Origin of the sequence: Vibrio sp. B172a (assembly GCF_030248355.1) — a bacterium.
GTDB lineage: Bacteria > Pseudomonadota > Gammaproteobacteria > Enterobacterales > Vibrionaceae > Vibrio > Vibrio owensii.
In genome coordinates this window covers 58,910-83,353 of record NZ_JAHGAC010000002.1, presented here as the reverse complement: position 1 = coordinate 83,353, position 24,444 = coordinate 58,910, and the positions used below count along the sequence as shown (strand labels likewise).

General features: G+C 45.4%; 28 protein-coding genes. 12 read left to right on the top strand and 16 right to left on the bottom strand.

The genetic code is table 11. From position 1 onward, the window contains the following. The first annotated feature begins 57 nt into the window (after nucleotides 1-57). Nucleotides 58-909, top strand: coding sequence for a DUF3626 domain-containing protein (locus tag KIT90_RS02660; protein ID WP_285375054.1), 852 nt, complete (start codon nucleotides 58-60; stop codon nucleotides 907-909). Here KIT90_RS02660 and KIT90_RS02655 read toward each other — a convergent pair. After that, entirely contained in the window at nucleotides 906-1,409 is a 504-nt protein-coding gene (locus tag KIT90_RS02655) for a hypothetical protein (protein WP_285375053.1), read from the bottom strand. The two genes, KIT90_RS02660 and KIT90_RS02655, sit on opposite strands and share 4 nt — an antisense overlap. Nucleotides 1,410-1,669: 260 nt before the next feature. Between KIT90_RS02655 and KIT90_RS02650 the strand changes: the two genes are divergently transcribed. Together KIT90_RS02650 and KIT90_RS02645 are read left to right on the top strand one after the other, a co-directional pair. Beyond that, entirely contained in the window at nucleotides 1,670-1,990 is a 321-nt protein-coding gene (locus KIT90_RS02650) for a DUF4377 domain-containing protein (RefSeq protein WP_285375051.1), read from the top strand. 35 nt (nucleotides 1,991-2,025) lie between these two features. Continuing rightward, nucleotides 2,026-2,436 (top strand): DUF6559 family protein, encoded by a 411-nt coding sequence (locus KIT90_RS02645; RefSeq protein ID WP_285375049.1) that lies wholly within the window; start codon nucleotides 2,026-2,028, stop codon nucleotides 2,434-2,436. Between the two features lie 137 nt (nucleotides 2,437-2,573). Here KIT90_RS02645 and KIT90_RS02640 read toward each other — a convergent pair whose 3' ends face one another. Continuing rightward, entirely contained in the window at nucleotides 2,574-3,113 is a 540-nt protein-coding gene (locus KIT90_RS02640) for an NUDIX hydrolase (protein WP_041054182.1), read from the bottom strand. Between the two features lie 259 nt (nucleotides 3,114-3,372). Between KIT90_RS02640 and KIT90_RS02635 the strand changes: the two genes are divergently transcribed. Continuing rightward, the gene (locus tag KIT90_RS02635; protein ID WP_005442324.1) at nucleotides 3,373-3,864 is read left to right on the top strand and encodes a hypothetical protein; all 492 of its coding nucleotides are present in this window, start codon (nucleotides 3,373-3,375) and stop codon (nucleotides 3,862-3,864) included. An 86-nt stretch (nucleotides 3,865-3,950) separates the two neighbouring features. On the opposite strand, the gene yjjG is transcribed toward KIT90_RS02635, so the two are convergent. Beyond that, a complete protein-coding gene (gene yjjG / locus KIT90_RS02630; RefSeq protein WP_020196620.1) occupies nucleotides 3,951-4,625 on the bottom strand; it encodes a pyrimidine 5'-nucleotidase in 675 nt (224 codons plus the stop codon). A gap of 150 nt (nucleotides 4,626-4,775) precedes the next feature. Here yjjG and KIT90_RS02625 point away from each other — a divergent pair, with 150 nt between their 5' ends. Next, nucleotides 4,776-5,684: a LysR family transcriptional regulator gene (locus KIT90_RS02625; protein WP_005438170.1), complete on the top strand. Its 909-nt coding sequence runs from the start codon at nucleotides 4,776-4,778 to the stop codon at nucleotides 5,682-5,684. 43 nt (nucleotides 5,685-5,727) lie between these two features. Here the strand turns inward: KIT90_RS02625 and KIT90_RS02620 are convergent, their stop codons facing one another. Together KIT90_RS02620 and KIT90_RS02615 are read right to left on the bottom strand one after the other, a co-directional pair. Then, a complete protein-coding gene (locus tag KIT90_RS02620) occupies nucleotides 5,728-6,045 on the bottom strand; it encodes a DnaJ family domain-containing protein (RefSeq protein WP_009696887.1) in 318 nt (105 codons plus the stop codon). Between the two features lie 23 nt (nucleotides 6,046-6,068). After that, nucleotides 6,069-6,686 (bottom strand): TetR/AcrR family transcriptional regulator, encoded by a 618-nt coding sequence (locus KIT90_RS02615; RefSeq protein WP_285375043.1) that lies wholly within the window; start codon nucleotides 6,684-6,686, stop codon nucleotides 6,069-6,071. A gap of 199 nt (nucleotides 6,687-6,885) precedes the next feature. On the opposite strand from KIT90_RS02615, the gene KIT90_RS02610 reads away from it, so the two are divergent. After that, nucleotides 6,886-7,068 carry a hypothetical protein gene (locus tag KIT90_RS02610; RefSeq protein WP_009705084.1) on the top strand — a complete coding sequence of 61 codons (183 nt, stop codon included), beginning with the start codon at nucleotides 6,886-6,888 and terminating at the stop codon, nucleotides 7,066-7,068. A gap of 73 nt (nucleotides 7,069-7,141) precedes the next feature. Here the strand turns inward: KIT90_RS02610 and KIT90_RS02605 are convergent, their stop codons facing one another. The 4 genes from KIT90_RS02605 to KIT90_RS02590 all read right to left on the bottom strand — a co-directional run bounded on the left by KIT90_RS02605 (nucleotide 7,142) and on the right by KIT90_RS02590 (nucleotide 9,421). Next, a complete protein-coding gene (locus tag KIT90_RS02605) occupies nucleotides 7,142-7,375 on the bottom strand; it encodes a hypothetical protein (protein ID WP_009705085.1) in 234 nt (77 codons plus the stop codon). A gap of 44 nt (nucleotides 7,376-7,419) precedes the next feature. After that, entirely contained in the window at nucleotides 7,420-8,235 is an 816-nt protein-coding gene (locus KIT90_RS02600) for a hypothetical protein (protein WP_285375040.1), read from the bottom strand. 121 nt (nucleotides 8,236-8,356) lie between these two features. After that, nucleotides 8,357-8,911, bottom strand: coding sequence for a sugar O-acetyltransferase (locus tag KIT90_RS02595; RefSeq protein ID WP_009705087.1), 555 nt, complete (start codon nucleotides 8,909-8,911; stop codon nucleotides 8,357-8,359). Nucleotides 8,912-9,022: 111 nt separating this feature from the next. After that, a complete protein-coding gene (locus KIT90_RS02590; protein WP_005438193.1) occupies nucleotides 9,023-9,421 on the bottom strand; it encodes an OsmC family protein in 399 nt (132 codons plus the stop codon). A gap of 185 nt (nucleotides 9,422-9,606) precedes the next feature. On the opposite strand from KIT90_RS02590, the gene msrB reads away from it, so the two are divergent. After that, nucleotides 9,607-10,749, top strand: a complete 1,143-nt coding sequence (gene msrB, locus KIT90_RS02585; RefSeq protein WP_009705088.1) for a peptide-methionine (R)-S-oxide reductase MsrB — start codon at nucleotides 9,607-9,609, stop codon at nucleotides 10,747-10,749. A 44-nt stretch (nucleotides 10,750-10,793) separates the two neighbouring features. Beyond that, a complete protein-coding gene (locus KIT90_RS02580; RefSeq protein ID WP_005374142.1) occupies nucleotides 10,794-10,940 on the top strand; it encodes a DUF2256 domain-containing protein in 147 nt (48 codons plus the stop codon). Between the two features lie 61 nt (nucleotides 10,941-11,001). On the opposite strand, the gene KIT90_RS02575 is transcribed toward KIT90_RS02580, so the two are convergent. The 3 genes from KIT90_RS02575 to KIT90_RS02565 are packed head-to-tail and all read right to left on the bottom strand — an operon-like array spanning nucleotide 11,002 to nucleotide 14,605. After that, a complete protein-coding gene (locus tag KIT90_RS02575; protein WP_005384152.1) occupies nucleotides 11,002-11,709 on the bottom strand; it encodes an SDR family oxidoreductase in 708 nt (235 codons plus the stop codon). Continuing rightward, a complete protein-coding gene (locus tag KIT90_RS02570; protein ID WP_285375033.1) occupies nucleotides 11,709-13,253 on the bottom strand; it encodes a cryptochrome/photolyase family protein in 1,545 nt (514 codons plus the stop codon). Before KIT90_RS02570 ends, KIT90_RS02575 begins: the two co-directional genes overlap by 1 nt. Continuing rightward, nucleotides 13,253-14,605 (bottom strand): DASH family cryptochrome, encoded by a 1,353-nt coding sequence (locus KIT90_RS02565; RefSeq protein WP_285375031.1) that lies wholly within the window; start codon nucleotides 14,603-14,605, stop codon nucleotides 13,253-13,255. Before KIT90_RS02565 ends, KIT90_RS02570 begins: the two co-directional genes overlap by 1 nt. Nucleotides 14,606-14,903: 298 nt before the next feature. On the opposite strand from KIT90_RS02565, the gene KIT90_RS02560 reads away from it, so the two are divergent. Continuing rightward, a complete protein-coding gene (locus KIT90_RS02560) occupies nucleotides 14,904-15,917 on the top strand; it encodes a GGDEF domain-containing protein (protein WP_039842786.1) in 1,014 nt (337 codons plus the stop codon). A gap of 119 nt (nucleotides 15,918-16,036) precedes the next feature. Here KIT90_RS02560 and KIT90_RS02555 read toward each other — a convergent pair whose 3' ends face one another. Beyond that, nucleotides 16,037-16,615 (bottom strand): malate synthase, encoded by a 579-nt coding sequence (locus KIT90_RS02555; RefSeq protein ID WP_005438204.1) that lies wholly within the window; start codon nucleotides 16,613-16,615, stop codon nucleotides 16,037-16,039. 174 nt (nucleotides 16,616-16,789) lie between these two features. Here KIT90_RS02555 and KIT90_RS02550 point away from each other — a divergent pair, with 174 nt between their 5' ends. Beyond that, nucleotides 16,790-18,346 carry a DUF3612 domain-containing protein gene (locus tag KIT90_RS02550; protein ID WP_005438205.1) on the top strand — a complete coding sequence of 519 codons (1,557 nt, stop codon included), beginning with the start codon at nucleotides 16,790-16,792 and terminating at the stop codon, nucleotides 18,344-18,346. Between the two features lie 409 nt (nucleotides 18,347-18,755). On the opposite strand, the gene KIT90_RS02545 is transcribed toward KIT90_RS02550, so the two are convergent. After that, nucleotides 18,756-20,114 carry a diguanylate cyclase gene (locus KIT90_RS02545; protein ID WP_285375027.1) on the bottom strand — a complete coding sequence of 453 codons (1,359 nt, stop codon included), beginning with the start codon at nucleotides 20,112-20,114 and terminating at the stop codon, nucleotides 18,756-18,758. Nucleotides 20,115-20,255: 141 nt separating this feature from the next. Here KIT90_RS02545 and KIT90_RS02540 point away from each other — a divergent pair, with 141 nt between their 5' ends. Beyond that, complete coding sequence (locus KIT90_RS02540) at nucleotides 20,256-20,864, top strand: alpha-ketoglutarate-dependent dioxygenase AlkB (protein WP_199437181.1); 609 nt, start codon at nucleotides 20,256-20,258, stop codon at nucleotides 20,862-20,864. A gap of 69 nt (nucleotides 20,865-20,933) precedes the next feature. Continuing rightward, nucleotides 20,934-22,034 (top strand): DUF3541 domain-containing protein, encoded by a 1,101-nt coding sequence (locus tag KIT90_RS02535; protein ID WP_045413462.1) that lies wholly within the window; start codon nucleotides 20,934-20,936, stop codon nucleotides 22,032-22,034. Between the two features lie 33 nt (nucleotides 22,035-22,067). Here KIT90_RS02535 and KIT90_RS02530 read toward each other — a convergent pair whose 3' ends face one another. Next, nucleotides 22,068-22,862 (bottom strand): helix-turn-helix domain-containing protein, encoded by a 795-nt coding sequence (locus tag KIT90_RS02530; RefSeq protein WP_038895827.1) that lies wholly within the window; start codon nucleotides 22,860-22,862, stop codon nucleotides 22,068-22,070. A 112-nt stretch (nucleotides 22,863-22,974) separates the two neighbouring features. After that, nucleotides 22,975-24,264: a sugar phosphate nucleotidyltransferase gene (locus KIT90_RS02525; RefSeq protein ID WP_285375019.1), complete on the bottom strand. Its 1,290-nt coding sequence runs from the start codon at nucleotides 24,262-24,264 to the stop codon at nucleotides 22,975-22,977. Between the last annotated feature and the right edge of the window lie 180 nt (nucleotides 24,265-24,444).

Below are 24,444 nucleotides of genomic sequence, written 5' to 3'. Positions count from 1 at the left end.
CAATTGCACCGCACGGATAAACTCGGTAAGTTGAAAGAAAAATCAGAGGTCAATGTCGTGCTCGATCATCCATTAACTCAACGTGCTCTTGATGTGATTCGCTCGAAATCCGCAGGAGCGCCGCAATCACATCCTTTCGCAGTGACCATCAACTTTCATCCCGATCGAACCACTTCTAAGGGCGAGCCTTTGCTTATGGCAATAGCCCAAGATGGCACGCTCAAATCCCAATTTGAAACCGGTACAAGCAATGGCGGACTGACGGCTTACGAAGGTGGAGAGCGTTGGCGTTGGGAGCAACGTGTGTTTGATGGGGTTTACGACAATAGCCAACCAAATCAACGCCCAAAGTATGGCGCGTTAAACTTCTCAGGTTCAAACGTTGGCGCTTCACCCCGATTTGGTTCGAGCTACTTCTTATTGAAACCAGAGATCAGCAAGCGAGCGACATTCTGCTATCCAGATAGCTTCTTCGAGCCAGAGCACTTCGCCACCATTGAACGTGTTCAACCCTTGTTGGATGAGTTAAACGCACAAGCGCCTGACAGGTTGGACGCCTATATCGAAACTCAAATCCACGGCGATTTGCGCTTGGAGGAAGATATTCAAGCCTTGGTGCTCGACCCTTCATTTAAAGACACAGAGGTAGAAGATTACGCTCGTGAATTGCCAGTTGAAATTCGTTGGCACAGTGGTTTTTGTGTCTCAACAGAAGACATCAATCTTTATCCAGACTACCGAGGACAAGCCATTTTAGACATCGCCGATCAAGTTGCAGAAAAAGGCATGCTAACACCACGTATTATTGGTGAAGCGGTAAAAGCAAAAACGTTTGACGAGCAAGATTTGAAGAAAGTCTGGCACTACTTAGCGCGATTTGGGTTTGATTATCGGCAGACTGGCGATTAAAAGCCACCAGCCCATTTGTCGAAATCGTCGATCACGTTAAGCTCTTGTTGAGTGCGAGGGCGCGGATAATACGGCAGAGCAAGTAACTTCTCTGATGGCATTAACAGCCAATCTGGTGACATCTTCATGCGCACCAACTCTTGCTCATCATCGTGGCGAACAAACATGTAATAGCCATCTGCGTGGGTATTGGCGTAGCTGGCGATTTGCACAATCTCGCCGCTTGGCAGTTTGACTTTGCGTCCCAATGGATACAAACGATGCAGCGCAAAGCTCACATGCGCATCCTCTAGATAACCCTTTTTGAATCGAGAGATACCAATCGCAGTCGACGTTGTTCGATGAGACCATCCTGCCAACTTCAGCCCTTTGAGAGAATCTTTGAATGGCTGTCCTTTTGGCTCACCTTCATTGGAGATGAATTGCACCGTTAGCGCGTCACCTTGCTCATCTAGAATCTGCAAGAATTGCTCGCCCGTTTTATCTGCCAATAATTTCACGTTACTGCTCCGCCAAAAGGTTTGTGAATGGAATACTATAAAGCCACCATCGCAAAGTTCAAGCTCATCCTCACAATCCCTTTTCCCGATGAGTAATCGTCTCTACAACGAGAATGCACAGTGTCGGGTTCTACAAACAGCGTTTAGAGACAGACACAAGCAAAAATTGTTAGGGTGGGTTTATCTTTTTTATCGCGGGTTTACCATCACTTTTCGTCAATCTTGCTATGATGATTTGGTAACCCTTTAAGGAGCAAAGAATGAATCTAAAACGCTATGTTGTGTTGCCTATGATGGCAGCAGCGCTATTTGGCTGTGCTCAACACGAATCCGATGACACCGCAAAAGTCATGACCGTTAATGTAGGTTCAGAACTGGTGGACTGTGTGGGCGTCGGGCCAATGAAATGCATGGTGGTCGATGGTAGCTACTTCTATGACCAAATCGACGGTTTTGAATTTGAATCAGGTTCCGAGTACACCTTAAAAATCAAACGCACTCAGCGATTTACACCAGAGAATGCACCAGCCGATGCGAGCTTGTATCGATATGAGCTGATTGAAGTGCTAGAGAAGCGATAACCATAACGTTCACCACCCATAGAAAAGGAAGTTTTATGTTTGGAAATTGGAAACGAAACCGCCAAATTCGCGAGGTCGCAAAGGACATCACGCCAAAACTAGCACTCAAGTATGGTGAGAAAGCAGATTACTCGAAGGAAGAGATCGATTGGGCACTGAAAGAAAATGGCAAGACAGATGATGCCTTTACCCTGATCGCATACGGCATGTTGATTAGCCAAGCTGCTTACGTGCCGATGGGCCTAAGCCAAGAGCTAGGTGAACATGCTGACTTCCAATCAGAAGTCTCACTTGCTTTGTTTGACCAAGCGACAGATCTTGTGAGCGTCAGCGCTTTACTGACTTACGCGGAGATTCAAGACAGCCACAAACAACAGCCCGCTACTGATTCGGATGATTTCGATGCTGATGGAGGAGATGGCGGTGGGGATGGTGGCGGCGAATAGCATCACGCCAACATCTGTGACGATAAGCACCTGAGGCAATAAAAAGCGACGCTAAGTCATCTCAATATTAACCACAAAAAGGCTCATCACGAGCCTTTTAGCTTATCACCTTGGGCAACTTAAAAGCTTCGTTTTGCTTATACCAAGCCTTTCAATTTCGCTAAACCATAAGCCGCAATGGTGACGCAGTCTTTGATTTCGCCGTCTATCATCATTTGCTCGAACGCTTCAACTGAGAACGAGCGCGTGATCAAGTCTTCTTCTTCACTGTCTAGCTGATTGCCCACTTCGGCTAACTCACTCGCGAAATACACATGGCAAGTTTGGTTTAAGAACCCATAAGCGATGAACTGCGCACCAACGTACTCCATCTTATTGGCCTGCATGCCTGTCTCTTCTCGAAGCTCACCTTTTGCTAGCTCAAGATGATCCGCATCTGGATTTGATTCCCACGCCCCTTGCGGGATTTCCCAGCAACGTTGACCTACGGTGTAACGAAACTGCTGTACTAAGTGAATCACGCCGTTATCGATAGCCAGAATCGCTGCACAGTCTGGCTTGTCGACCACACCGTAGATGCCCTCTGCTCCACTAGGACGTTGGATTTTATCTTCACGTACCGTCATCCATTTGTTTTGATACACCACTTTGCTGTCGAGCTGCTTGATGTCTGCCATGAGAGTCCTTACTGCTTGATTCTTCGAAATTAGTTATTGGATTAGAAGCCATTCTAACGCTGTTTGCGTGTCAGTTTGTAGACGGTTTTCAAATTCAACGCGCTTATTGGTATTCAATATATCCAATCAAAACAATCATTCATCGCAATGATTAGGATGGCGCGAAATGGCAAGTTTTCAATTCGAGGAACTCATATAGTTAACCCATCGACGCAAGGCATGGCTTTGCAAACTTGTTCATTATTGATTGAGGGTTCTTATGAGCGCATCGGATAAAGTCTACGGTTTCAACACTCCACAACGTCTGTTTGTTGGTTATACCTTGGCGGTATTGGTAGACCTTACGGTACTGAACTTCTATGACGAATATTGGGATTTCGTAACCATTGATTCATTTACGATTTCTTTCGCCGCGGCATTATTGCTTCAGTTGCTCTTGAAGCTGTCTATCAAAGCGGAACACAAAATCGCAGAGTACTTTAAATCGAAACCGGGTACGGCACCTAAGATTTACCGTGGTATCTCGACTTACGTTATCTTGGTCGGTTCGAAGTTCGTGATGCTAGAAGCTATTAACATTCTGTTCGGTGACAAGGTTGACTTTAGTGGTCCTTGGAACGGTGTCGTCGCCTTCTTTGCGGTGGTGTTTACTATCCTGATTTCAGAAGTCATCGTCGGTAAGATTTACTTCAAACTTGGCGAGAAAGAACAACAAGCACAACGTGAATTGGCGGAAAACAACGCTAGCTAATAAGCAAGTTCGATGAATACAAAACAGCATCGATAGAAACAAAAAAGCGCTGAGAAATCAGCGCTTTTTTTTGATTATTCGTTCGCTTAAGCCACAAGGATGTTCTTAAGCTCGTTCAACGATTCCACCGTGTAGCTTGGTGCAATACGCTCATCCACACTCGCACCTGTGGTGTTCAACCAACACGTTTCAATGCCAAAGTTGTTACCGCCCAAGATATCAGAGTGCAGATTGTCGCCCACCATCAACACGCGCGTCTTACATGGGTTGCCCATTTGCGTCATCGCGTATTCAAAAATACCCAGATCCGGCTTAGCAATACCAACTTGCTCAGAAATCACCACGTGCTCGAAGTAATCGCTCATACCTGTACGTTCTAGGCGAATCGCTTGCAGTTCAGTAAAACCATTGGTGATGATGCCCATTTTGGCTTTACCTTGCAGCGCTTCCATCAACTCTTTCGCACCCGGCAACAAAGTACAGATATCTGCCATCGCTTCTAAGAATGCAGTGTTGAGATCCGCCGTTGTGGTATTGAGCTTTTCGGCCCACTCAGTAAAGCGTTTGTGCTTGAGCTCATCTGCCGTCACTTTACCATCTTGGTAATCTACCCAAAGTGGCTTGTTGACCGTTTGGTAGTGGGCAAAATCTTGCTCGGTGAAATCTACGCCTTTGCGAGAAAACATCAGCTGCAAACCTTTGAAGGCATCAAAGTGAAACAAGGTTTCGTCAGCGTCAAACAAGATCCAATCGTATTTCATTTTCTTCTTTCCAATATCCAGGTCGTTTTCTGCCGCATAGTCTAATTGTTTTCTTCTTGAAGATAATCTCTATAATTGGAAAATGATTGTATCGTTTTTCTCAACAATAAAATTAATAATAGATAACCCCCAATAACCTAGGAGCACGCCGTGAATGCCATTGCGTCACTGCCAGTATTTGTCGCTGTCGTAGAATGTGGCAGCTTTTCCCTTGCCGCCAAGCAGTTAAACCTGACTAAATCGGCGATAAGCAAACGCATTAATCAACTCGAAGATGACCTTGGCATTCGCTTGCTTAATCGCACTACGAGAAAACTCAGCCTAACCGAAGCTGGACGCCGATACTTCGAGTACGCTTCACAAGCAGTGAATCTTGCTCAACAAGGTGTCGATGCCGTTTCTGAATTGCAAGGCTCACCGCAAGGCAGGCTTAAAATCACTGCACCCATGTCTTTCGGTGTTTTGCACGTTGCGCCACTTATCAGCGAATTTCTTGCACGTTATCCGAAAATTGAGGTCGATTTGCAGCTAGAAGACGCCATGGTGGATTTGGTCGAACAAGGCTTTGACTTGGGGATTCGCATTGGCGAACTTGCGACTTCTAACCTTGTCGCTAAGCGCCTTGCTCCGTGTAAAAGCGTGCTGTGTGCCTCTCCAGAATACCTAGAAGAGTTTGGCGTACCAACCAAACCAAGCGATTTGGTGACACACAACTGTTTGCGTTATTCGTATTTCCGAGGCGGCGTCGAGTGGATGTTCATCAACAGCGGCAACGAATACAAGGTACTGCCGAAGGGCAACTTTGTGGTCAACAACAGCGAAGCAATTCGCCAATTGCTCTTAAGAGGGTCTGGCATCGCGCAATTACCGACTTTCATCGCCGCGAAAGACTTTGCAGCCGGTAACTTAAAACCGCTGATGGAAGAGTTCTCTCTCCCTGAGCATGCCATCTATGCGGTGTTTCCAGAGCGCAAACACATGCCATTGAAAGTACGTGTGTTCATCGACTTCATCAGCGAAAAGCTCGGCACTGATACACCGTATTGGGATCGCTATTGATCGATTTGAATACCCACTGACGAATACACATGTTTTGCTGAGATCAGTTATTAGCCTCAATCAGAAGATCTTTCTTCAACTTAAGCGCCATAATTTCCTTTCTCAGCACTTCTTTCGTTTCAGGATCTTCTGAGCTTTCGAATTCTTTCTGCTTCTTCTCGATAAGCTGCATCATTTGCACCGCTGGCGGCAGGCAGTTTGCGTCTTTAAGAATCTTCATACCCATTCGGTGCTCAGCGGGTGTTTTAAAGTAGTCTTCAAGGTCGAGCTTTTTGCCTCTGTAAGGGTTGTCTTTCAGCTCACCTGTTTTTTCAGCATTGCGAATCCAACCACCGATCGCGTTATCAATGTATGACGACATATTCACCTCTCGAGTAATGCGTTCTATTTGTAAACGGCTTTGAGACCTTCGATCGTGATTCGAATACCATCATCGAAGTACTTGTCATAGTCCACGGGCTTAGCTTGACTCATTAACCACGCAAAATGAGGCAGTTGCTCGGCGTCCAATTCAGGAAAAGATTGCGGTTCATTACGTGCAGCTTGTTCTTGATGCTCAACAATGTCCGTCACTCGCGTATACACACTCGCAAACGCCATAAAACCAACTTCTGCTTCAAATTTGGCCTCTCTGAAGATACCTAAGACATCGTTGACGATGATGCTTGAAGCGGGCGTAAAGCTTTGACTATGGCGAATAAACGCGACCGAACCTGGAATAGACATAAGTGCTTGTCTGAAGTTTTTTGCAAACGCGTAAAGGTATGCTTCCCAGTCTTTCTCTTGCGGCAAGGCGACTTTCTCTAGTACATAGTCACAACATAAATCGACCAAGGCTTCTTTAGAGCCAACATGTCGGTACAGTGCCGTCGCGCTGACCCCCAATTGTTTGCCAAGTGCATGCATGCTTACATTTTCTAGCCCTAGGTTTAAGGCACACTCAACCACTTCTTTTCTAGAAATTTGTGCAGGACGCCCTTTGCTGCTTTTTTCGTTCATCATTGTCTCAAAATAAATAGTTAACACCATTAAGTTAATATCGTTAAGTTAATACCATTAACTTAACCTGTCAATACTGCGATTTATTCAAAATGGCATATCGTCTTATTTGGTTAATCTAATGTTTCATTTTTAACAGGTGCGCAACCATCATAGGAGCGCTAACTTAAGTAGCACGTCAACCACACCGGAGTGTGAAGCTATGAAAGTACTGATTCAATACACCCAAGCGGGTAAATATCGTGACCAAGCGTGGGAATCACTGACGCTAAAAGCAAAAGGCGAGATGCAAGCTGTGACGCCTTCTTATGCCGCGCAGCTTATCGAGCAAAACAAAGCGACGCTGGTAATGACGGAAGACGAGCAAGTGATCTTCCATTCTTAAGTAACAGGCATCGATAAAAAATGAGCTCAAATTGGAGCTCATTTTTGTTTGATTGGTAGGAGGACTATAACGATCAATCTTGAATGATCTTGTTTCCGCAGTTTTCGCAGATTAGATGACGAGAGAACTCATCCATAGATGCAAGGAAAGCACCAAAGACTGTGCTTTTTAGAAAACCAGAAATGAACTCCTTCTTACTGCGATTCTTATCTCCCTCAAAAGCACTTTTCTTTCTAACCAACACCACAACATGATGCGTTTCCACACCACACGAAGGACACATAACAACTTCCGTCTTTTTAGACATAATAAGCTCCTTGAAATCGATTCTGTTTTCTAAAAATTGTCTCGCTAAAGCCTCGCACTGACCTTTCCCCTCAGCGCTCGCGCATACTCAGTTAACAGTCGAGCATTGTCGGCGGTTTCAACGTCCCCACAGGCTTGACCTTGATAGGTAATATTTGGGCTGGAATACACAGGTAGGAGGTTCTCTGAGTAGCTCATGATGGTTCCAGAATCACCACACAAAGCAGCATGAGCATAACGCTTAAGCTGTGATTGGTTATCCTCCGTCGTCATGGAGTTGAGTGTTCTACTCTGAAGCTGAGATGACAGTGTTTTTAAATCATGTTGTGCCCACGCTAAATGCCCTAGCTCATGCTCCAAGGCGAATGGAGCAGCTCGTACATCAGAAACCACAAAGTTAGGAAACAGATCGACCCACGTTTCGGCGATTTTGTACTCAAAATCAAAGTAACTGTTGTCTTCACTTAGGACTAGCACAACATAGAAGTTTGGCTCTTGGTACGCGCGTTCCAACAAATTGCGGTGTTGCAGATTAAGTTCATAATGTGAGGACAACATGTCCGCTGGCTTCGCGTTGCGAGCATCGAAGAATTCATAACCAGCACTCTTACGAACCATGGGGATACATGAGTTTGAGAGGATAAGATTTGAAAAGGCTAGGTCTTCCTCGATTCGTGCTTCCAATGCTTCTATATCGAAATCGCTGAGAATGGAGTAGTCAAATACGAATTGAACCCAAGTCTCGACTTTTTCTTCTTGGGGACATTGCGGAAGCACGAGCTTTTGGGCATCAAAAGAGATGCGAGCACTCGCGAACACCGCCACCACAATTAAGCAAATACTTACAACTTTCAGCTTCATACATTCTTCTTACAAATTTCGCAGGCAACAAACATAAGCACATGAAATTTATAAATTAATGAAACCAATATGTAAACAAGCGCTTATTGATTATGAGAATAAGCGCCGTGAGTATGTGTGATTACTCATCCTCGTTTAAGCGACGAATCAATTTGGCAGGCGTACCTCCATATAGACAATCTGGTGGAACATCGCTGTTTACCACTGAGTTAGCAGCAATGACTGAGCGAGCACCAATGGTTACCCCTTGGTTGATCACCGAGTTGCCACCAATCCAAACACTATCTTCAATAGTGATTGGTTTACAAAACGTTTCCCACTTAAGTCGGCTACGGTAATCCAACGAATGTGATGCTGTGTAAAGTTGCACACTAGGGCCGATAAGTACGTGGCTACCAATGGTGATTTTGGCTCCGTCAAGCATGACGACATTCATATTGATGAAGGTCTCTTCACCGATTTCAATCGTCTTACCAAACTCACAATGGAACGGTGCTCGGACCATACTCATCCCAACTTTACCAAACAGATCCTTTTGCAAAGCATCACGTTGAGATTCGTCGGTATTGTTATTGAAGGCCTTCAACGCATGAGTTGCGTGAGTGCGGATCGCTTCGATCTCTTCGTCTGTACCGTTAAACACTTGGCCAGACATCATTTTTTCTAATTCGGTCACTGGATCATTCCTACAACTTTTGACCAAGATAGATTAGCGTAAAAGAGGAATAAAAAAAGAGAAAAGCACGTGCTTTTCTCTTTCCTATTTTGTCGATGTGTCACGTCGGAGTTATACGATTTCCCAGCTGTGAGTCATCTCAACGCCTTCGCCCAACATTAGACATACTGAGCAGTATTTTTCTAATGAGTCCGCCGCCACTTTAGCTACGATTTCTGGGTCTAGTGCTTCACCAGAGACTTCAAAGTGAATGTTCACCTGAGTAAAGATACGTGGCGCGGTTTCACGACGTTCAGTGGTGAGTTTCGCGTTGACAGAAGCCACTTTCTGGCCCGCTGATTTTAGACCATCAACAACGTCCACAGAGCTACAACCACCAGCAGCCATCAACACCATTTCCATTGGGCTTGGTGCCGTTGCACCGCCATTGCCATCCATCACGACTGAGTGACCAGATTGAGACTGACCGAGGAATTTAAAGTCTTCGACCCATTTTACTTCTGCTTGCATGGTTTCCCTCATTATTGCTTTTGCCTCATCGGAAACCTTCTACCAATGAGCGCTTGTTTCGTGCCGTTACTGTAGCCCTGTTGTGAGAAAGGGCAAAGAATTTTTCGTAATCACTGCAATTTTTTCGCTCTTACTTCTGTCTTCTTACGTAACATTCATTGAGAAAAATGACGTTTGAGGAAGTTATGAAGAAAGTATCTAAGCTATTGGTGGGATTCTCATTCACACTCCCTGTACTGTTCATCTTGCTAAGTAAAACAGGTACCGCCGATACCATGGATAAGATGAACGCATCTGGTAAAACCGACATCGCAACACTTGCAGGTGGCTGCTTCTGGTGTACCGAATCCGATTTAGAACAATTGCCTGGCGTGTTAGATGTTGTCTCTGGTTACTCAGGCGGTGATTTAGAAAACCCGACTTATCGACAAGTCTCTTCTGGCAAATCTGGCCATATTGAAGTGATTGAGGTGAAGTACGATCCTGCTGTCGTAAACTACGAACAAGTGCTGGACTACTTCTTCCGCCATATCGACCCGACTGACGACAAAGGCTCATTCGTCGACCGTGGTCCCCAATACCGCCCGGCGATCTTCTATCATAATGCGGAGCAAAAGCAGATTGCTGAGCAGTTTATGATGGAAATCGACAAGGCGATGATCTATCCAAAACCGTTGAAAACAGAACTGATCGAGTTTGAAAAGTTTTACCCTGCGGAGTCGTACCATCAGGATTACTACAAGAAGAGTAGCCTGAAGTACAAATACTACCGCTACGCATCAGGTCGCGATAAGTATCTCGACGAAGTGTTTGGTGAAGACCGTAAAGAGAACCCAAAAACACTGCGTGAACTTATCAACGAAAAAGAGTTGGTGACGAAAGTGAAGGTATACGAAAAGCCTTCAGACAAAGAAATCAAAGCTAAATTGACTGAGCTTCAATACTACGTGACACAAGAAGAAGGTACGGAGCGTCCTTTTAACAACAAGTATTGGGATAACAAAGAAGCGGGCATTTACGTTGATATCGTCACTGGTGAGCCTTTGTTCTCATCAACAGATAAGTACAAATCGGGTACAGGTTGGCCAAGCTTTACGAGACCAATTAACCCAGGCTACATCGTAGAGAAAACCGACTTTAAACTGGTTTATCCGCGCACAGAGATCCGCAGTAAGTTTGGTGATTCGCATATTGGCCATGTATTTAAAGATGGTCCTAAGCCAACGGGATTACGCTACTGCATGAACTCAGCCGCAATGGAGTTTGTACCAGTGAACAAGATGGCGAGTTTAGGCTACGGCGATTACCTGTACCTATTTGATAAGTAGCTAAACCACTGTTTAAACCAAATTAGGAGTGAACATTCAGCGCGATGAAAGGTTTTAAATCCAACCTTCCCATGAAAGTCTGTCCGGTCTGTCAGCGCCCATTTTCTTGGAGAAAGAAGTGGGCGCGAAATTGGGAGGAAATCGTTTATTGTTCTGAGCGTTGCCGAAGAAATAAATCAACGAAAACGTAGGTCACTCCGAACCTCTCTGGAGATCGTTATTTCCTTTGTATTAACGTTTGTACGCGTTCTCTTACCAAGGCAATAACGTCCCATCATAAGCCCAAAATGCCCCGCTATCTTGCGGGGTCGCTTTTTCTATCAAGCCTAATAAGTCCTTGGCGACTCGCTCTGGTGTAAACAGCTTTCCCTCTGGGACATTGGTTTGAAAAGGTGCCGACAAAGCGGTATCTGTGGTGCCAGGGTGAAGTGAAAGCACCGTGCCATGTTTGACCATTCTTTGCCATTCGATCGACATGGTTTTAAGGAACATGTTTAATGCGGCTTTCGATGCTCGATAGCTGTACCAACCACCTAACTGATTATCGCTAATGCTGCCAACTTTGGCCGAAATGGTCGCAAACTTAGGTGCAGTACTGCGTTTTAGTTTGGGCGTGAAGTATTTCGCCAACAATAAACTTGGCAAAGTATTAACCGTGATGGTTTGCTGAAAAAAGTCAGCGTCGAGCGAATTAAGATTCTTCTCAGGGCCTTTCTCTTGGGTGTGCAACATACCAACGCAGTTCACTAACCAATCGACGTGTTCAATCTGCTCACTGAACGCTTTTACCTGCTCGTCTTGCGATACATCCACTTGATGCCAAACGACATTTGGATGTTGCCAATCTGGTTGCTGCTTACGATAAGTGGCATGCACGTGCGCTTGAGGGAACCGAGCTGCGGCTTCTTGAACCATCGCCAAACCAATTCCACCATTGCCACCGACGATGAGTATTTCCATCACAAGTTCTCCACGTTTTCTATGTAGTGCTCTGCGGTATCAAGTATCGCTTGGCGCTGCTGTTCTTCCATGTTGTCCCAAGAGCGGAAAATCATCCCGATTCGTGGGTTGGTTGCGAGACGCTTGTCGTGCTTGTTCATAAAGCGCCAATACAAGCTGTTAAAAGGACACGCCCCTTCTCCACTGCGCGATTTATTGTCGTAATGGCAACCCTTGCAGTAATCGCTCATTTTGTTGATGTAAGAGCCACTCGCCGCGTAAGGTTTGGTGCCAACAATGCCGCCATCCGCAAACAATGCCATGCCACGAGTGTTTGGCATTTCTACCCACTCAATTGCATCCACATAGATACCGAGATACCACTCATCCACTTGATCTGGGTCGATCTCGGTTAGCAAACAAAAGTTACCTGTGACCATCAAACGTTGAATGTGGTGTGCATAGGCGTAATCGAGGGACTGACCAATTGCATTACGCATACAGGCCATTTTAGTTTCACCATTCCAGAAGAAATCTGGCAGCTTTCTGTCTGCGCCCAACTCATTCTTTTTCGGGTAATGAGGCATATTCGCCCAGTAGACGCCTCGGATGTACTCTCGCCATCCTAAGATTTGGCGAATAAACCCTTCGACTTGAGAGATGTCGATGTCCGCGTTGGAGTGAAATGCCTTGAGTGAAGCATCAATGACTTCTCTCGGGTGCAGCAATTTGCTGTTGAGCGAGAATGAAATTCGGCTGTGATACAGGCTCCACTTAGCATAGTGCTGACCTGTCATAGCATCTTGAAAACGTCCGAATAACGGCAGACAGACTTGGCAGAAATGCGCGAGTAAAGAGAGGCTTTGCGCGCGATTAATCGGCCACAACAACTCCCCTTCAAGATTTCCGATGGTTTTGATGTCATGTCGTGCCAACCGCTCAGTAATATCGCGCACATCGGTACTGAACATCAAAGGTTGTGGCAGTTGTTCAATGTCTTTGGCTTTGAGCTTGTTACGGTTGTTGGCGTCGTAATTCCATTTTCCACCGACGGGTTTTCCGTCTTGCATCAAGATGTCGAAGCGCTTGCGCATGCGGCGATAAAAGTGCTCCATCATGATGTGTTTGCCTTGAGGAAACTGCGATTCTATTTCTTCAAACGGCAACAAAAAGTGTTCCGAATCGACACAACGTGCCACGACCCCATCAAGCTTTAGTTTGGCTAACTGTTCTAGTAAACGGTATTCATCGGGGCGTTGATATTCAAACTTACTTGCACCAACTTCGCTTACGTAGTGTTGCAAGACTTGCTCAAGATCGTCGAAGGATTGTGTGTCATCCAGTGTGAGGTGCAGAACTTGATGACCTTCGCTCTGACGCTCTTTCGCAAACTGTTCCATTGCAGAAAAGAACGCACACACTTTCTGAATATGGTGCGTGACGTAAGTATTCTCTTGTTTGAGCTCCGCAATCAGGTAAAGCACTTGCTTATCCGGTTGCTGAAACCAAGAGTGCTCACTGTTGAGTTGATCGCCCAAGATCAATCGTACGGTTTCAAATTGCATTACGGTTTCTCCGATGACGAAGCTTTATCACTGCTGCCCATCACAATCGGCCAATCGACCATGTCTACACTATCCAAATGCGCGCCAGCACAACGACCTTGCCACCTATCGATGAACTCCATGTGCGGATCGTACATTTCGGTTTGCTTTTCGAGGTTGAATTGTCGTGAACCACGCGGATCAGCACCAACGCCTGCTAAGTATTGCCAGTTTCCCCAGTTCGATGCCACATCGTAATCAACCAGTTGTGACTCAAAGTACGCCGCGCCATAACGCCAATCGAGGCCAAGCTCATGCACTAAACAACTGGCGACTAACTGTCTGCCACGATTCGACATATAACCGGTTTCATTAAGCTGGTGCATACACGCGTTCACGATAGGAAATGGCGTTTCACCTTTCTTCCATTGTTGAAAACGGTGCGCATAAAAGCTGGTGAGTGGTGCTTGATTTTGGATGCCACCGAATCGGAACAGCTGCCGTTTGTATCGACGGGCATACCAATAAAAGTATTCACGCCAAAGCAGTTCGAAGTAAATCCAATAGGTTGAATCATTTGCGCCATTCGCGGCTTCATAACGTTTCAACATGGCATAAATGGTTTTCGGAGAAAGACACCCATGAGCTAACCAAGGAGAGAACTTGGTGGAGTAATCCATACCATCTAAACCGTTGCGCGTTTGTTTGTATTCACTTGCTAGTTTTGAAGCAAAATACTGACGACAATGTTCAAGCCCTGCTCGCTCACCACCAGTAAACAGGCTTGGCTGGACATCACGGGTCAAACTCAACGTCGGCAGTGCGAGTCCATCTGGCAGTGGAGGCAACGTTGTTACAGCTTCTACAGGTTCAGTTAGAGCAAGTTTCTCAACCTTTTTTCGGAACTTGGTGAAGGTATCAGGAAGCGCTTCAAGCTCAAAAGGTAAATCTTCAACAGAAAACAAGCTACGTACTTCTCTCTGAATAACCACTAAATGGGGCGCTTCTGCTTGAATCTTATCGACCACATCTTGCTCGTCTGATCCAGCAACAGCATCCACATAAAGGTGCGTCACGCCAAGTTTGTCAGCAGCGTGCTTGATCGCTTGGTATAGATGTAAGTCAACAACCTGCAAACGCTGATTAAGTGCATTCAAAGACAAATTCAGGCAATGCAGCGACTCATCCAAAAACTGCTGTTTGGCAAACCCGAACTCCGGCTCTTGTGCGTATTGCTTTAGATAGGAGGACACTTTTGGATAGCAGTATATGCAGATAAGCATATCAACTTCTGCAGAAGCTCTTCGTAGGAGCGGATTGTCGTGCAATCTTAAATCGTTGGTAAACCAGTACAGTCCGATTGTTTTGTTCAAAAGAAGCTCCTTTTGGCTCTTTTCTATTGCGCACATGCCAGTTTTTACGCATCTTCGTTGGTCACGGTCAGCGCGCCATCGACATTGCTCAAAACTCCATCAAACAAACCTCTTTAGTAAACAGAATGTTACGGATAATTTTATCAAATTTAATAATCAAACCTTACATTCATGAAACTGTTTGATTATTTGCTCATTTTTTTTAAGAAAACCAAGCAAAAATGACAAAAATTAAAGCGATATTGTTTTATATCCGTTACCCTTAGCCTAATTCCATTTTGCTTGTAACACCGCAGAAATGACCGACGAATTTAAGAAATCAACCGCCAATCTAAAAAAAGCGGTGCCACTAATGATAAAGAACCACGTAGCGGCGACACCTGCCAACTACGCGCTGTGGTACACCTACGTAGACAAGACGATCCCAGAACTAAACCAAGAGTTAGATATGGTTCTGGAGAATTATGACGTCTGTCCCCCCGCTATGCATAAGCAGCTCTACAACAACTACGTGGCGAGCAAAGCTGAAACCAGCTTAGAAGAGCTCAAAACGAACGTCGAAGTGCTGTTGGGTGAAGTCTCTAGCTCAATGAGTGACACCATTACGGATACTTCATCCTTCTCAGACATGGTAGACAAGAGCTTCAACAAACTAGAAAAAGTTGAAGACAACAGCCTGAGCATCGAAGAAGTGATGAATGTTGTGCGTCAGCTTGTTGTTGAATCCCGCGAGATCCGCCACTCCACCAAATTCCTAAATAGCCAACTCACCACGGCCAGTGAAGAAATTTCCCGTCTTAAAAACCAGCTTGCGGAAGTACAAAAAGACGCGCTGTTTGATGGTCTGTCAAACCTATACAACCGCCGTGCTTTCGATAACGACCTGAAAATGCTGATCGACAGTAACCAAGCAATGACCTTGGTGATGTTGGATATTGATCACTTCAAAGCGTTTAACGATAACTACGGCCATTTGTTTGGCGATACGGTGATTAAAGCCATTGCGCGCCGTCTGCAACAAAGCTGCCGTGATGGTATCAGCGCCTATCGTTTTGGTGGTGAAGAGTTCGCCGTGATTATCCCGAATAAGTCGCTACGTATTGCGCGCCAATACGCAGACACTTTGCGTCGAATGATTGAGAAACTTCGTGTCCGTGACAAACGCTCTGGCACTCAAGTGCAAAGCATTACCGCATCGTTTGGTGTGGCGGAGTTCGAAGTGGGTGATACGCCAGAAAGCTTAGTGAACAAAGCGGATAAACAGCTCTACGAAGCAAAACAACTGGGTCGCAACCGTGTGATGCCGCTGTAACGCAAGTAAAGCAAACTAGCGAAAGCAATTCACACAGGCTAAAAATATAAACAAAACCCCAAGCGCTTGCTTGGGGTTTTGTCTTTCTTGGGCTGGCTTGTTATTTGTTTCTTAAATCATTAATCAATGCTGTAGCAGTAGCTTAGGAAGTAATCATCGCCGTTCTTCGCGGTGTATTCTTTGTCTTCACTGCATGCCATTGGTTTACCTTTCTTATCGCCTTTGATTAGGCTGATCCAGTGGCGCATCGCAGTTGGTGCATTGCCGGTTAGTTCTGGGCTAAAGGTGGTGCGTGTCTCCAATTGGATATCGTCGATGTCCATCAACTCCACACAACCTGTGCCTTTGTGACAACCAAACATCACTTCTGCGTGGCTACCTGATTCGTCTTTAAACAGAATCGATTTAGGGTCTTCTTTCTCACCTGTGTACGCTACAAAATGCTTTGGGCTTTTCAGACCGCTGTGGGTACCGTCTTTGAAGTAAGCCATAACATGGCGATAGTCGATCACGTAGCTTGATACATCTTGGTGAGAACCGTTCTCCAGTGGGAACATACGGTCTAGTAGTTGCTTCGCCTTAACTTGTTTCTCGCTCTGCTGCTCAGCACTTACCGCCTCGACGGCAAATACGGCTTCAGCGATAAATGGGCGTTCTTGTTGTTGGATGTCTTTTTTATCGAAATTCAGCATATTCATCGTCGTTTCCTCGCACTTAAACACTCTTCCTAGAGTAAAAACTTAAAACTTCCGTTTAAGTTTCAGGCAAATCTGTGAAGTGGATGGTTAATTTCCTTGCCTGCTCATTATGTAGACTAGCGAAATTTTGACTACAATTTCACAACAAAAATTTTACAATGTGAATTTTACAAAATGTCTGTGTCAAAAAGTCTTATCCGCCAATCACATTTCTTAGGGACGAAAATTCGTAACCTAAGGAAGAATAACCATTTAACGATGGAAGATTTGTCTGCGCGTTGCGTTAGGATCAATCCTGAATACGCGCCGTCGGTTTCTTATCTGTCGATGATCGAACGTGGAAAACGCGTACCGAGCATCGATATGTTGGAAGTGATCGCCGAAGTTTTCCAAAAAGAACCCGCTTGGTTTTTGGACGACGAGCCAGAGCTAGAAGCCATCACGCCCAATAAAGGTAACCGTGGTGGCATTAACGGGATGGCGCTCGAACCTAGCTTCCTGTTCTCTAACGATATCCTGCAAATTGCGATACCAGAAATGCTCTCCCAGACTGGTATCACAGGGCGTCAGTTTGCCCATCTCTTGATTCGAGCACACCAAGAGAACCACCAAAACCACTTCCCAGATCTAGAACGGGCAGCGGAAGAAGTGGGCTTAAAGCGACTTAATCTGTCAGTGGAAGATCTGATCGACATTGCAAAAAGTATGGGGTTAGATATTCGCTGGGTAGACCGAGCACCGCAAGATGTGATTGATGAGCTTGGCGTAAGTGCCAAGCAGTTGATCACGTCGTTCATGGAAGCTCCAGGGACGATTTACCTCAACAAACGCATGCGTGATTACCCAACACGTTTGAAGTACGACTTAGCCGTGTACATCGGCCATCGGGTGCTGCACAGTAGTGACGGTATGAGTAACGTGCTGTCTATTGGGCATCAGAACAACTGGGAGCAAAGTGGTTCCCAGGTTTCGAACTCTGAGCTCAATTCACAAGACATTTTGCAAGCATGGCGCGATTTTGAGTCGAGCTTCTTTGCTGGCGCCTTGCTTTGCCCAAAAGTGCCATTTCGTCAGTTGCTTGACCGCTCTGGCTATGAAATCGATGTTCATAAAAAAGCCGGCGTCTCCCCTTCGGTCGCAATGCGTCGCATGACCGTGGTGTCGCCATACCCACACTGGCATTACTTCGATGCTTATGGTCCTGGCAAACTCAAAGCCGTGTATCGCGGTAATGGTATCCCGCTTCCTTGGGGTAACATGCGCAAGGTAAACGACCCTTGTCAGCATTGGGCGGTATTCCGTCGCTTATCCCAACCATTGGATACCAGCTCTGCGCAGATTTCGATTCTTAATGTCGGCAATGAGCCACGCATCTACTGCTGTGAATCGGTCAACGTCTTCGACCCTGCCGGTAACAATCGTGTTCTGTGTGCAGGTATAGACCTCAACCCTGCGATTTCAGCCCAAGGTGGCGATGCTATTGCGATTGCAGAAGAGTTGAAATCTCTATGTGTATCGTCAGGCGGTAGTACTGTGATTCCTCAGCACATTAAGAAAGATCTCACCACCATAGCTAAGATACTCAACATCAACTGGATTGAACGTGGGATTCAAACTCAAGCTCGATTGATTTGTTCGAGAGGTGCGGTGTGTCCAAGACAGCCAAGCTGCTACAACAAATGTGGCGATTCAGGGGAAGCGGGCGATGAGGTGCAAATTCTTGACCTCTAGAAAGAAAAAACGCCAATCACAATAAAGGTGATTGGCGGTATATATCTGTGAACAATGTGTATTCACTAACAACGTCAGTTGGCTAGGTGACCCTCGGCTTAATAAGGGTCACTCTGTATAAAGCACGATGCGTGCCAACTTTTAAAACTCCGTTTTTTCTTCGATCTTGATGCATATTGGTGCTTTATTGAGCACACATTTTGCAAATCGCAGTTGCAAAATGCAAATCAATGCAAAATATGCTACTGCACACATTGCTACTAATCCCTTTATCAGCAAATCAGCGTTTAAATAAGAAAGACTGTCAAAATGAAAAAGCCCCGTAGGTATACGAGGCTCTAACTGTCTGTATTCTAACGTTGCATTTCGCTTATAGACGTTGCTTTGCAAGCCTACTTCGTTTTAAACGCTACCCGCCATAGTGTTTTTGTTGATACATACGCTCGTCTGCGATTTTCATCATTTGCTGCGGTGAGGTCATTTCTGGATCAAACATGGCGTAGCCCATACTGGTTCGTAAATAGATCAGCTCTTCGTCATAGATAACTGGCGTTGAGCACAATGCAAATCTCAGTTTCTTCAACAAGGCTTGAATGTTCTCTTCCGTCTTTGGATTGTGTACAACCACCAAGAACTCATCACCGCCCATCCGCGCCACGATGTCAGATCGACGTAGACTGCTTTTGATCCTATCCGCACACGCAACCAGCACTTTATCGCCCGCATCATGGCCATAGGTATCGTTAATGTGTTTGAAATGGTCGAGATCGATGTTGATCAAAGCGAAGCTGTAACGCTTTTTGTAGCGCTTCGCAATTTCGAACTGTTGCTTGTATGACTGCATAAAGTAGCGTCGGTTTGGCAATTGCGTTAGCTCATCGTGCAACGCTCGGCTATCGGCGACGATGTATAAGCGGTAAATCACAATCAACGCAATACTCATCGCTAACACGATGGGATAACCGACTAAGCGAGCCAGTTGTAAAATATACCAAGGCACTTGCTGCTCTAACCGGTCATCCGAGTAAACGGCGAGGCTCCATCCTCCGTATGGGAAGTGAACCTGCTCTTTTGCGTATATTTGCCCGCTTTTGCTTGGCTTGCCGAAAAACACATCACCGAATTCACCTCCGCTATCGTACCCGCTGATAGTCATGTGATAGCGGTAAGAGAAATCAACCACACCGGTTTCTCGGAGCAAGCTGTCAAAATCAATAACAGCGCTGATCACCCCCCAATAATCATCATTAAAAGGCGGATCTCGAAATACGGGCACACGCACAATCAACCCTAACCCGCCTTGCACCAGCTTAACTGGCCCCGCTATGAATATCTCTTCAATGTCTTTGGCCTTTTGTACTTGGACCCACTGTTCAGGAACGGTGCGATAATCAAGCCCTAAAACGCTCTCATTGCCTTGAAGAGGAAAGAGATAACGAACGATGTCGTTTTCCGCGATGCCAATAACGGAAATGCGCTTACTCTTGTTCAGGATACGGTTAACCGCGATATTCAGCTTGCGCTCTTCTTCATTGGGTAGCAAAGTGATGAGAGTAGCAAGTGTGCTCGCGTTGTAGATGTCAGCCATGAGTTCCGCTTCCAAATTGGAACGGAGAATGGAAAGTTGTTCTTTGGCCTCAACTTGAACTCGCTCTTGATGGAGGTTTTGCTGGTTTCGGTGCAACAGCTCGATAACCCCAACAGACAAGGCAAAAAAAGTGAGGAAGAACAATGCAAAATAACACTGTTTTCTGGGTGAATAACGCATTTGTTCCCCACTAGCTCGTAGCGATTCGCCACGAAGCTTAATATTTATTGTTAAAATACTTATTTAATTTAAGAATAACCAATACTTATCGGAAAGGTAATAAATATCGAACCTTTTTATAAATGAGACAGGTAAAGTGAGATGCAAGTACAAGGTGATTTATTTAAAAGCTCATTTTGGCAAGAAGTAGCACAGGGAAAGATCTACTATGACCCTAACTTTCTGAGTCAATTAGACGCCGATCGCTACTTTTCGCAACTCCGCTCTACCTTACCTTGGCAACAAGAAAGCATCATGATGTTTGGTCGTTCTGTCTTGCAACCTCGCTTGCAAGCTTGGCATGGCGATGTGGATTACACCTATTCAGGATTAACCATGGCACCACATCCTTGGACACCTGAACTGACAGAACTTAAGTCGCGCAGTGAAGCCATCGCTGAAGTGCAGTTCAACTCAGTATTAGCCAACTTATATCGCAATGGACAAGACTCCATGGGATGGCACCAAGATAACGAGCCGGAACTAGGGAGAAATCCTGTTATCGCATCGATTAACCTCGGTGAAACCCGTCGATTTTTGCTGCGAAATTTACATTGTAAAACCCAAATAGAATATGAACTTAGCCATGGTTCATTACTTATTATGGCGGGTGAGCTTCAGCACCACTGGAAGCATGCAGTGCCAAAAACAGCCAAACCAAAAGGCGAACGTATTAATCTGACTTTCCGTCATATCGTGACCAACTATTGACTGAGTTATTACATAGCAAATAAGCATTGATGGTAGGTTTGAATTCTAGCTTTCTAACGGAATGTGTTTATGCGTATCAAACCTCTCAGCTTAGCCGTGTTGCTTTCATGCTCACTGGCTTTCCAAGTGCAAGCCGCGCAAGAGTCTCCTGTTTTGACCTATTCACAATCCGCTCAGTTAATTAAAGATACCTATGAATCGCGGCTCTACACACTGCCTGCGTTTCGTGAAGGGCACTTTGGCCTTCGAATGTATCGCCAAACCTTAGATGACAAATACCTTCCAGCCGTTTGGACAGACATGGCACAGGTCGCCAGTCGCCTGAACCATTTTGCCAGCGATGTCACCACTCAAGAACAGATCTTCCTCTATTCAGAAGAGCGCCTCGCGAATTACCACGACCAAGAAGATGAGAGAGGTCAGCGCCGCTATACCGTGACCAAGCACCAACCAGAATATTTTTATTTAGGCGTGGATTTGCTAGGGGCAATGGCGAGAGCAGATGAATATGGCTTAAAACACAAGCAAGATAAGACCTTGAGAAGTGTCTTACGCCGCTATGATTTCGCTCGATACGCCACTGATCCTGAGATGATTGAAGCATGGGCTGCGCAGTTAGCGAATCAGGTGTATTGGTTGCGACAGCTTGGAGAGCAAGATGTGGTGGCGCAGTTTACCAAAGCCTTCCGTAGCACGTATCCTGATAGCCAAGACAAGAAGCTGTCACCTCAGCAATACAGCAACAAAATTTATGGCATGACGCACATCATCTTTGGCGATTCTCAATACTACCAAAAGCAGGTGAATGAAGCGGATCATCAATGGATTTATGACTACTTTCGCGACAACATCGACACCATCATCCTGCGTTCAAAAGAAGACGTGATAGCGGAGGTTGGGATTACTTTCTTGTTGGCCGGTTTGGATGACGATCCGGTGGTTGATAAAACACGTCAGGCCATTCAAGGCGCAATCAATACCGAACAAGGCATGATTCCCTCAGTAGAAGGCGATTACGATCTAAAATACGGAGAACACCGCAACGTACTAGCGATTATGCTGCTCGATTGGCAAGGTGTGCATCAAGCACCAACCGTGAAAAACCAGCCTTACGCCTTCGAATCCCTGCCTTATGGTCTCATGCCAAAGAAGACCGAACAGTCGCGATAAACGAACAACAGCAATAAATAAAAAGCAGAGTGGTTAACTCTGCTTTTTTGTTACCTGCTCGTAGCGTACTAAGCGAAAGTCCTGAAACCCTTGCATGACGCTTAAGATCATCGGATTCTCAAAAAACTGCTCACTAGTCCCTGCATAAAACGTGACGCTGTGGCTATAACAACACTTCTCTAAAAAGCAGTCTTCCATAAACTGATTCAAACTGTGGTCTCGGATCGGAAAGTAAACCGTCAAACCTTTACTGATTTCAGCAATATGGGAAAGCAATGCCGTTCGGATGGCTTTAGTGAGGAACACCACACTCACCAGATAAATCGCGTTCTGCTTTTGTTCATAAAGAATGTGCCCCACCAGCATCTTTTTGTAGTAGAAACAAAATACCTTTGGTTGCGTGAGGTGCAGAGCGTCTAATGTATCCGTCACCGCACTGCCGTTTTGTCGATGATGTGACTCACAAATCAACTGTTTGTCATCTTCGTCCAGCTTTTCAAAAGCGACATGGCTACGATGAGTAATCTCATAATCGTACACAGTGCTTAAGTTCTGAAAGTTAACCGGGTGTTGCAATGCCTTCTTGACGCTTTTTAGCTCTTGCTCATCGTAATGATAAGGCTGCTGAAAGAAGTGAGCGATACCTAGGCGGCGTAACAATGTCGGTTCTATTCGCCCCCTTTCCCACTGACTGAGTGTGGCTTGATTCAAACTTGAAAACACACGATGAGCGGAAGAAAGTAACTCGGCCAAGGCATCTTGCGAATATTTAGATTTTTTCCTGAAATGTTTTAGTGCATCTGCAAAATGAGCGCGTTCAAACTGCATGCTCTCTCCTAGCCAACTTATTGTAATTTAGAATTTTATTTATCTTTATAAATTAGAATAGACAACAAATTGTCTTTTGGTAGAACCTTCTTTAGAAACCACCATACCTTTATTAGAAAGTGTTGGCTGTAACGCCTTCGGGGTAATTCTCGTGCAGAGGCGCAAGTTCACTTTCAAACCCGACACGACTGCCCCTTGGGATCACCACAAGTCCACCTTCGGTAATAAAGAATTGCTCACTGTCTTTTTCCGGTTTTTCACCAATCACCGTGCCCGGAGCAATATGAACATCTTCTTCGATGATTGCACGGGTAATTCGGCTATTCGCCCCAACTTGGCAGCGCCCCATGAGCACCGCTTCATGCAGGATACTGTTTCTGCCCAAGTCACAGTCAACACCAATCACTGAGCGGATAGAACAAGCCCCTTCAATGTTACATCCTGACGCGATGTAACTGTCTTTAATGCGCACTTTAATGCCATCAATTTCATTGCGTTGACAAGGTCTATCTGACTGCGCTTTTTCACTTAATAGCAGCTCTGATTGAGATTTTTTCAAACGGTGGTTTTCCGTCAACAACATCATTTGTGCACGCCAATAGTCGTCAACGTTATTCAGTCCATGCCAGTACATAGGCGTTTGCTCTGAATAAAGAACTCCGAGATCAAACAACTCAACCTTCACACGACGAGCCATTAGACCAACAATATCCTTAGTCAGATCATGCTGACCATCGAGCTTTTTCGCGTTGGTAAACAATCCCTTTACTAACACTGGACGTTGGAAGAGATAGTTCTCTGTCAGCACCATGGCAAAGCCCGGCTTGTTTGGTATTTCTGCAGGATGTTCTGGTTGATGTTGAATACTCACAACTTGACGTTGAGCATCCAGTTCTACGACATGATATTTCGAGGCTTGCTCGATTGGCACCTGTACGACAACCAAAGTCAGTTCTGCTTTTTGGATTTGGTGGTATTGAAGTAACGAGGCAATGTAGTTGCGATGAATTTGCTCACCACCAACCAACAATACATGCTCATCGGTCGGATGATTGATCGAATCAAGATTCTGCAACAGTACATCGGTCCAATTTTGTTCCAATGCAGGCAAGAGCCTTGTTTGAGGATAAGTAGTTTGAGGATAAGTCGGCTCAAGCACTTCGATGCGTGCTTGATAGTTTTGCCACGCCTGCTCGATGTGAGTGTTCAACGCAGCACAATGAAAGCGGGTCAAAACCAGATTTCGTTTAACGCCTGCCTGAATCAGATTACTTAAAGCAAAATCAATCAAACGATGAGATCCCGCAAACTGCGTGACCGATTTACAACATGTTTCTGTGAGAGGCCCTAGCCCTGTCCGCTCTCTATCGGCAAGCACCACCGATACGACTTTTGACGTCACGCTCTTCCTCCTTGTCATATTAACAAATTAGAAAGTAAGCCCAAACCGTACGGCAATACTATTCGATATAAGGAGCAAATGACTCAGAAATGAATAATACAGAGCGATGTACTCTTAAATATTTAACCAACCTCTCATTCGGTAGCCTAATAAAATAAAACCCACCAAATTGGCGGGTTT

Bases quoted from the DNA above. Each gene is read 5' to 3' on its own strand.
- KIT90_RS02610 (WP_009705084.1), top strand. From the start codon at position 6,886: ATGAAAGTACTGATTCAATACACCCAAGCGGGTAAATATCGTGACCAA.
- KIT90_RS02555 (WP_005438204.1), bottom strand. From the start codon at position 16,615: ATGAATATGCTGAATTTCGATAAAAAAGACATCCAACAACAAGAACGC.
- KIT90_RS02645 (WP_285375049.1), top strand. From the start codon at position 2,026: ATGTTTGGAAATTGGAAACGAAACCGCCAAATTCGCGAGGTCGCAAAG.
- KIT90_RS02615 (WP_285375043.1), bottom strand. From the start codon at position 6,686: ATGATGAACGAAAAAAGCAGCAAAGGGCGTCCTGCACAAATTTCTAGA.
- KIT90_RS02590 (WP_005438193.1), bottom strand. From the start codon at position 9,421: ATGCAAGCAGAAGTAAAATGGGTCGAAGACTTTAAATTCCTCGGTCAG.
- KIT90_RS02640 (WP_041054182.1), bottom strand. From the start codon at position 3,113: ATGGCAGACATCAAGCAGCTCGACAGCAAAGTGGTGTATCAAAACAAA.
- KIT90_RS02560 (WP_039842786.1), top strand. From the start codon at position 14,904: ATGACCGACGAATTTAAGAAATCAACCGCCAATCTAAAAAAAGCGGTG.
- KIT90_RS02575 (WP_005384152.1), bottom strand. From the start codon at position 11,709: ATGGAAATACTCATCGTCGGTGGCAATGGTGGAATTGGTTTGGCGATG.
- KIT90_RS02545 (WP_285375027.1), bottom strand. From the start codon at position 20,114: ATGCGTTATTCACCCAGAAAACAGTGTTATTTTGCATTGTTCTTCCTC.
- yjjG (WP_020196620.1), bottom strand. From the start codon at position 4,625: ATGAAATACGATTGGATCTTGTTTGACGCTGACGAAACCTTGTTTCAC.
- KIT90_RS02540 (WP_199437181.1), top strand. From the start codon at position 20,256: ATGCAAGTACAAGGTGATTTATTTAAAAGCTCATTTTGGCAAGAAGTA.
- KIT90_RS02580 (WP_005374142.1), top strand. From the start codon at position 10,794: ATGAAAGGTTTTAAATCCAACCTTCCCATGAAAGTCTGTCCGGTCTGT.
- KIT90_RS02650 (WP_285375051.1), top strand. From the start codon at position 1,670: ATGAATCTAAAACGCTATGTTGTGTTGCCTATGATGGCAGCAGCGCTA.
- KIT90_RS02635 (WP_005442324.1), top strand. From the start codon at position 3,373: ATGAGCGCATCGGATAAAGTCTACGGTTTCAACACTCCACAACGTCTG.
- KIT90_RS02570 (WP_285375033.1), bottom strand. From the start codon at position 13,253: ATGCAATTTGAAACCGTACGATTGATCTTGGGCGATCAACTCAACAGT.
- KIT90_RS02620 (WP_009696887.1), bottom strand. From the start codon at position 6,045: ATGTCGTCATACATTGATAACGCGATCGGTGGTTGGATTCGCAATGCT.
- msrB (WP_009705088.1), top strand. From the start codon at position 9,607: ATGAAGAAAGTATCTAAGCTATTGGTGGGATTCTCATTCACACTCCCT.
- KIT90_RS02600 (WP_285375040.1), bottom strand. From the start codon at position 8,235: ATGAAGCTGAAAGTTGTAAGTATTTGCTTAATTGTGGTGGCGGTGTTC.
- KIT90_RS02605 (WP_009705085.1), bottom strand. From the start codon at position 7,375: ATGTCTAAAAAGACGGAAGTTGTTATGTGTCCTTCGTGTGGTGTGGAA.
- KIT90_RS02535 (WP_045413462.1), top strand. From the start codon at position 20,934: ATGCGTATCAAACCTCTCAGCTTAGCCGTGTTGCTTTCATGCTCACTG.
- KIT90_RS02530 (WP_038895827.1), bottom strand. From the start codon at position 22,862: ATGCAGTTTGAACGCGCTCATTTTGCAGATGCACTAAAACATTTCAGG.
- KIT90_RS02550 (WP_005438205.1), top strand. From the start codon at position 16,790: ATGTCTGTGTCAAAAAGTCTTATCCGCCAATCACATTTCTTAGGGACG.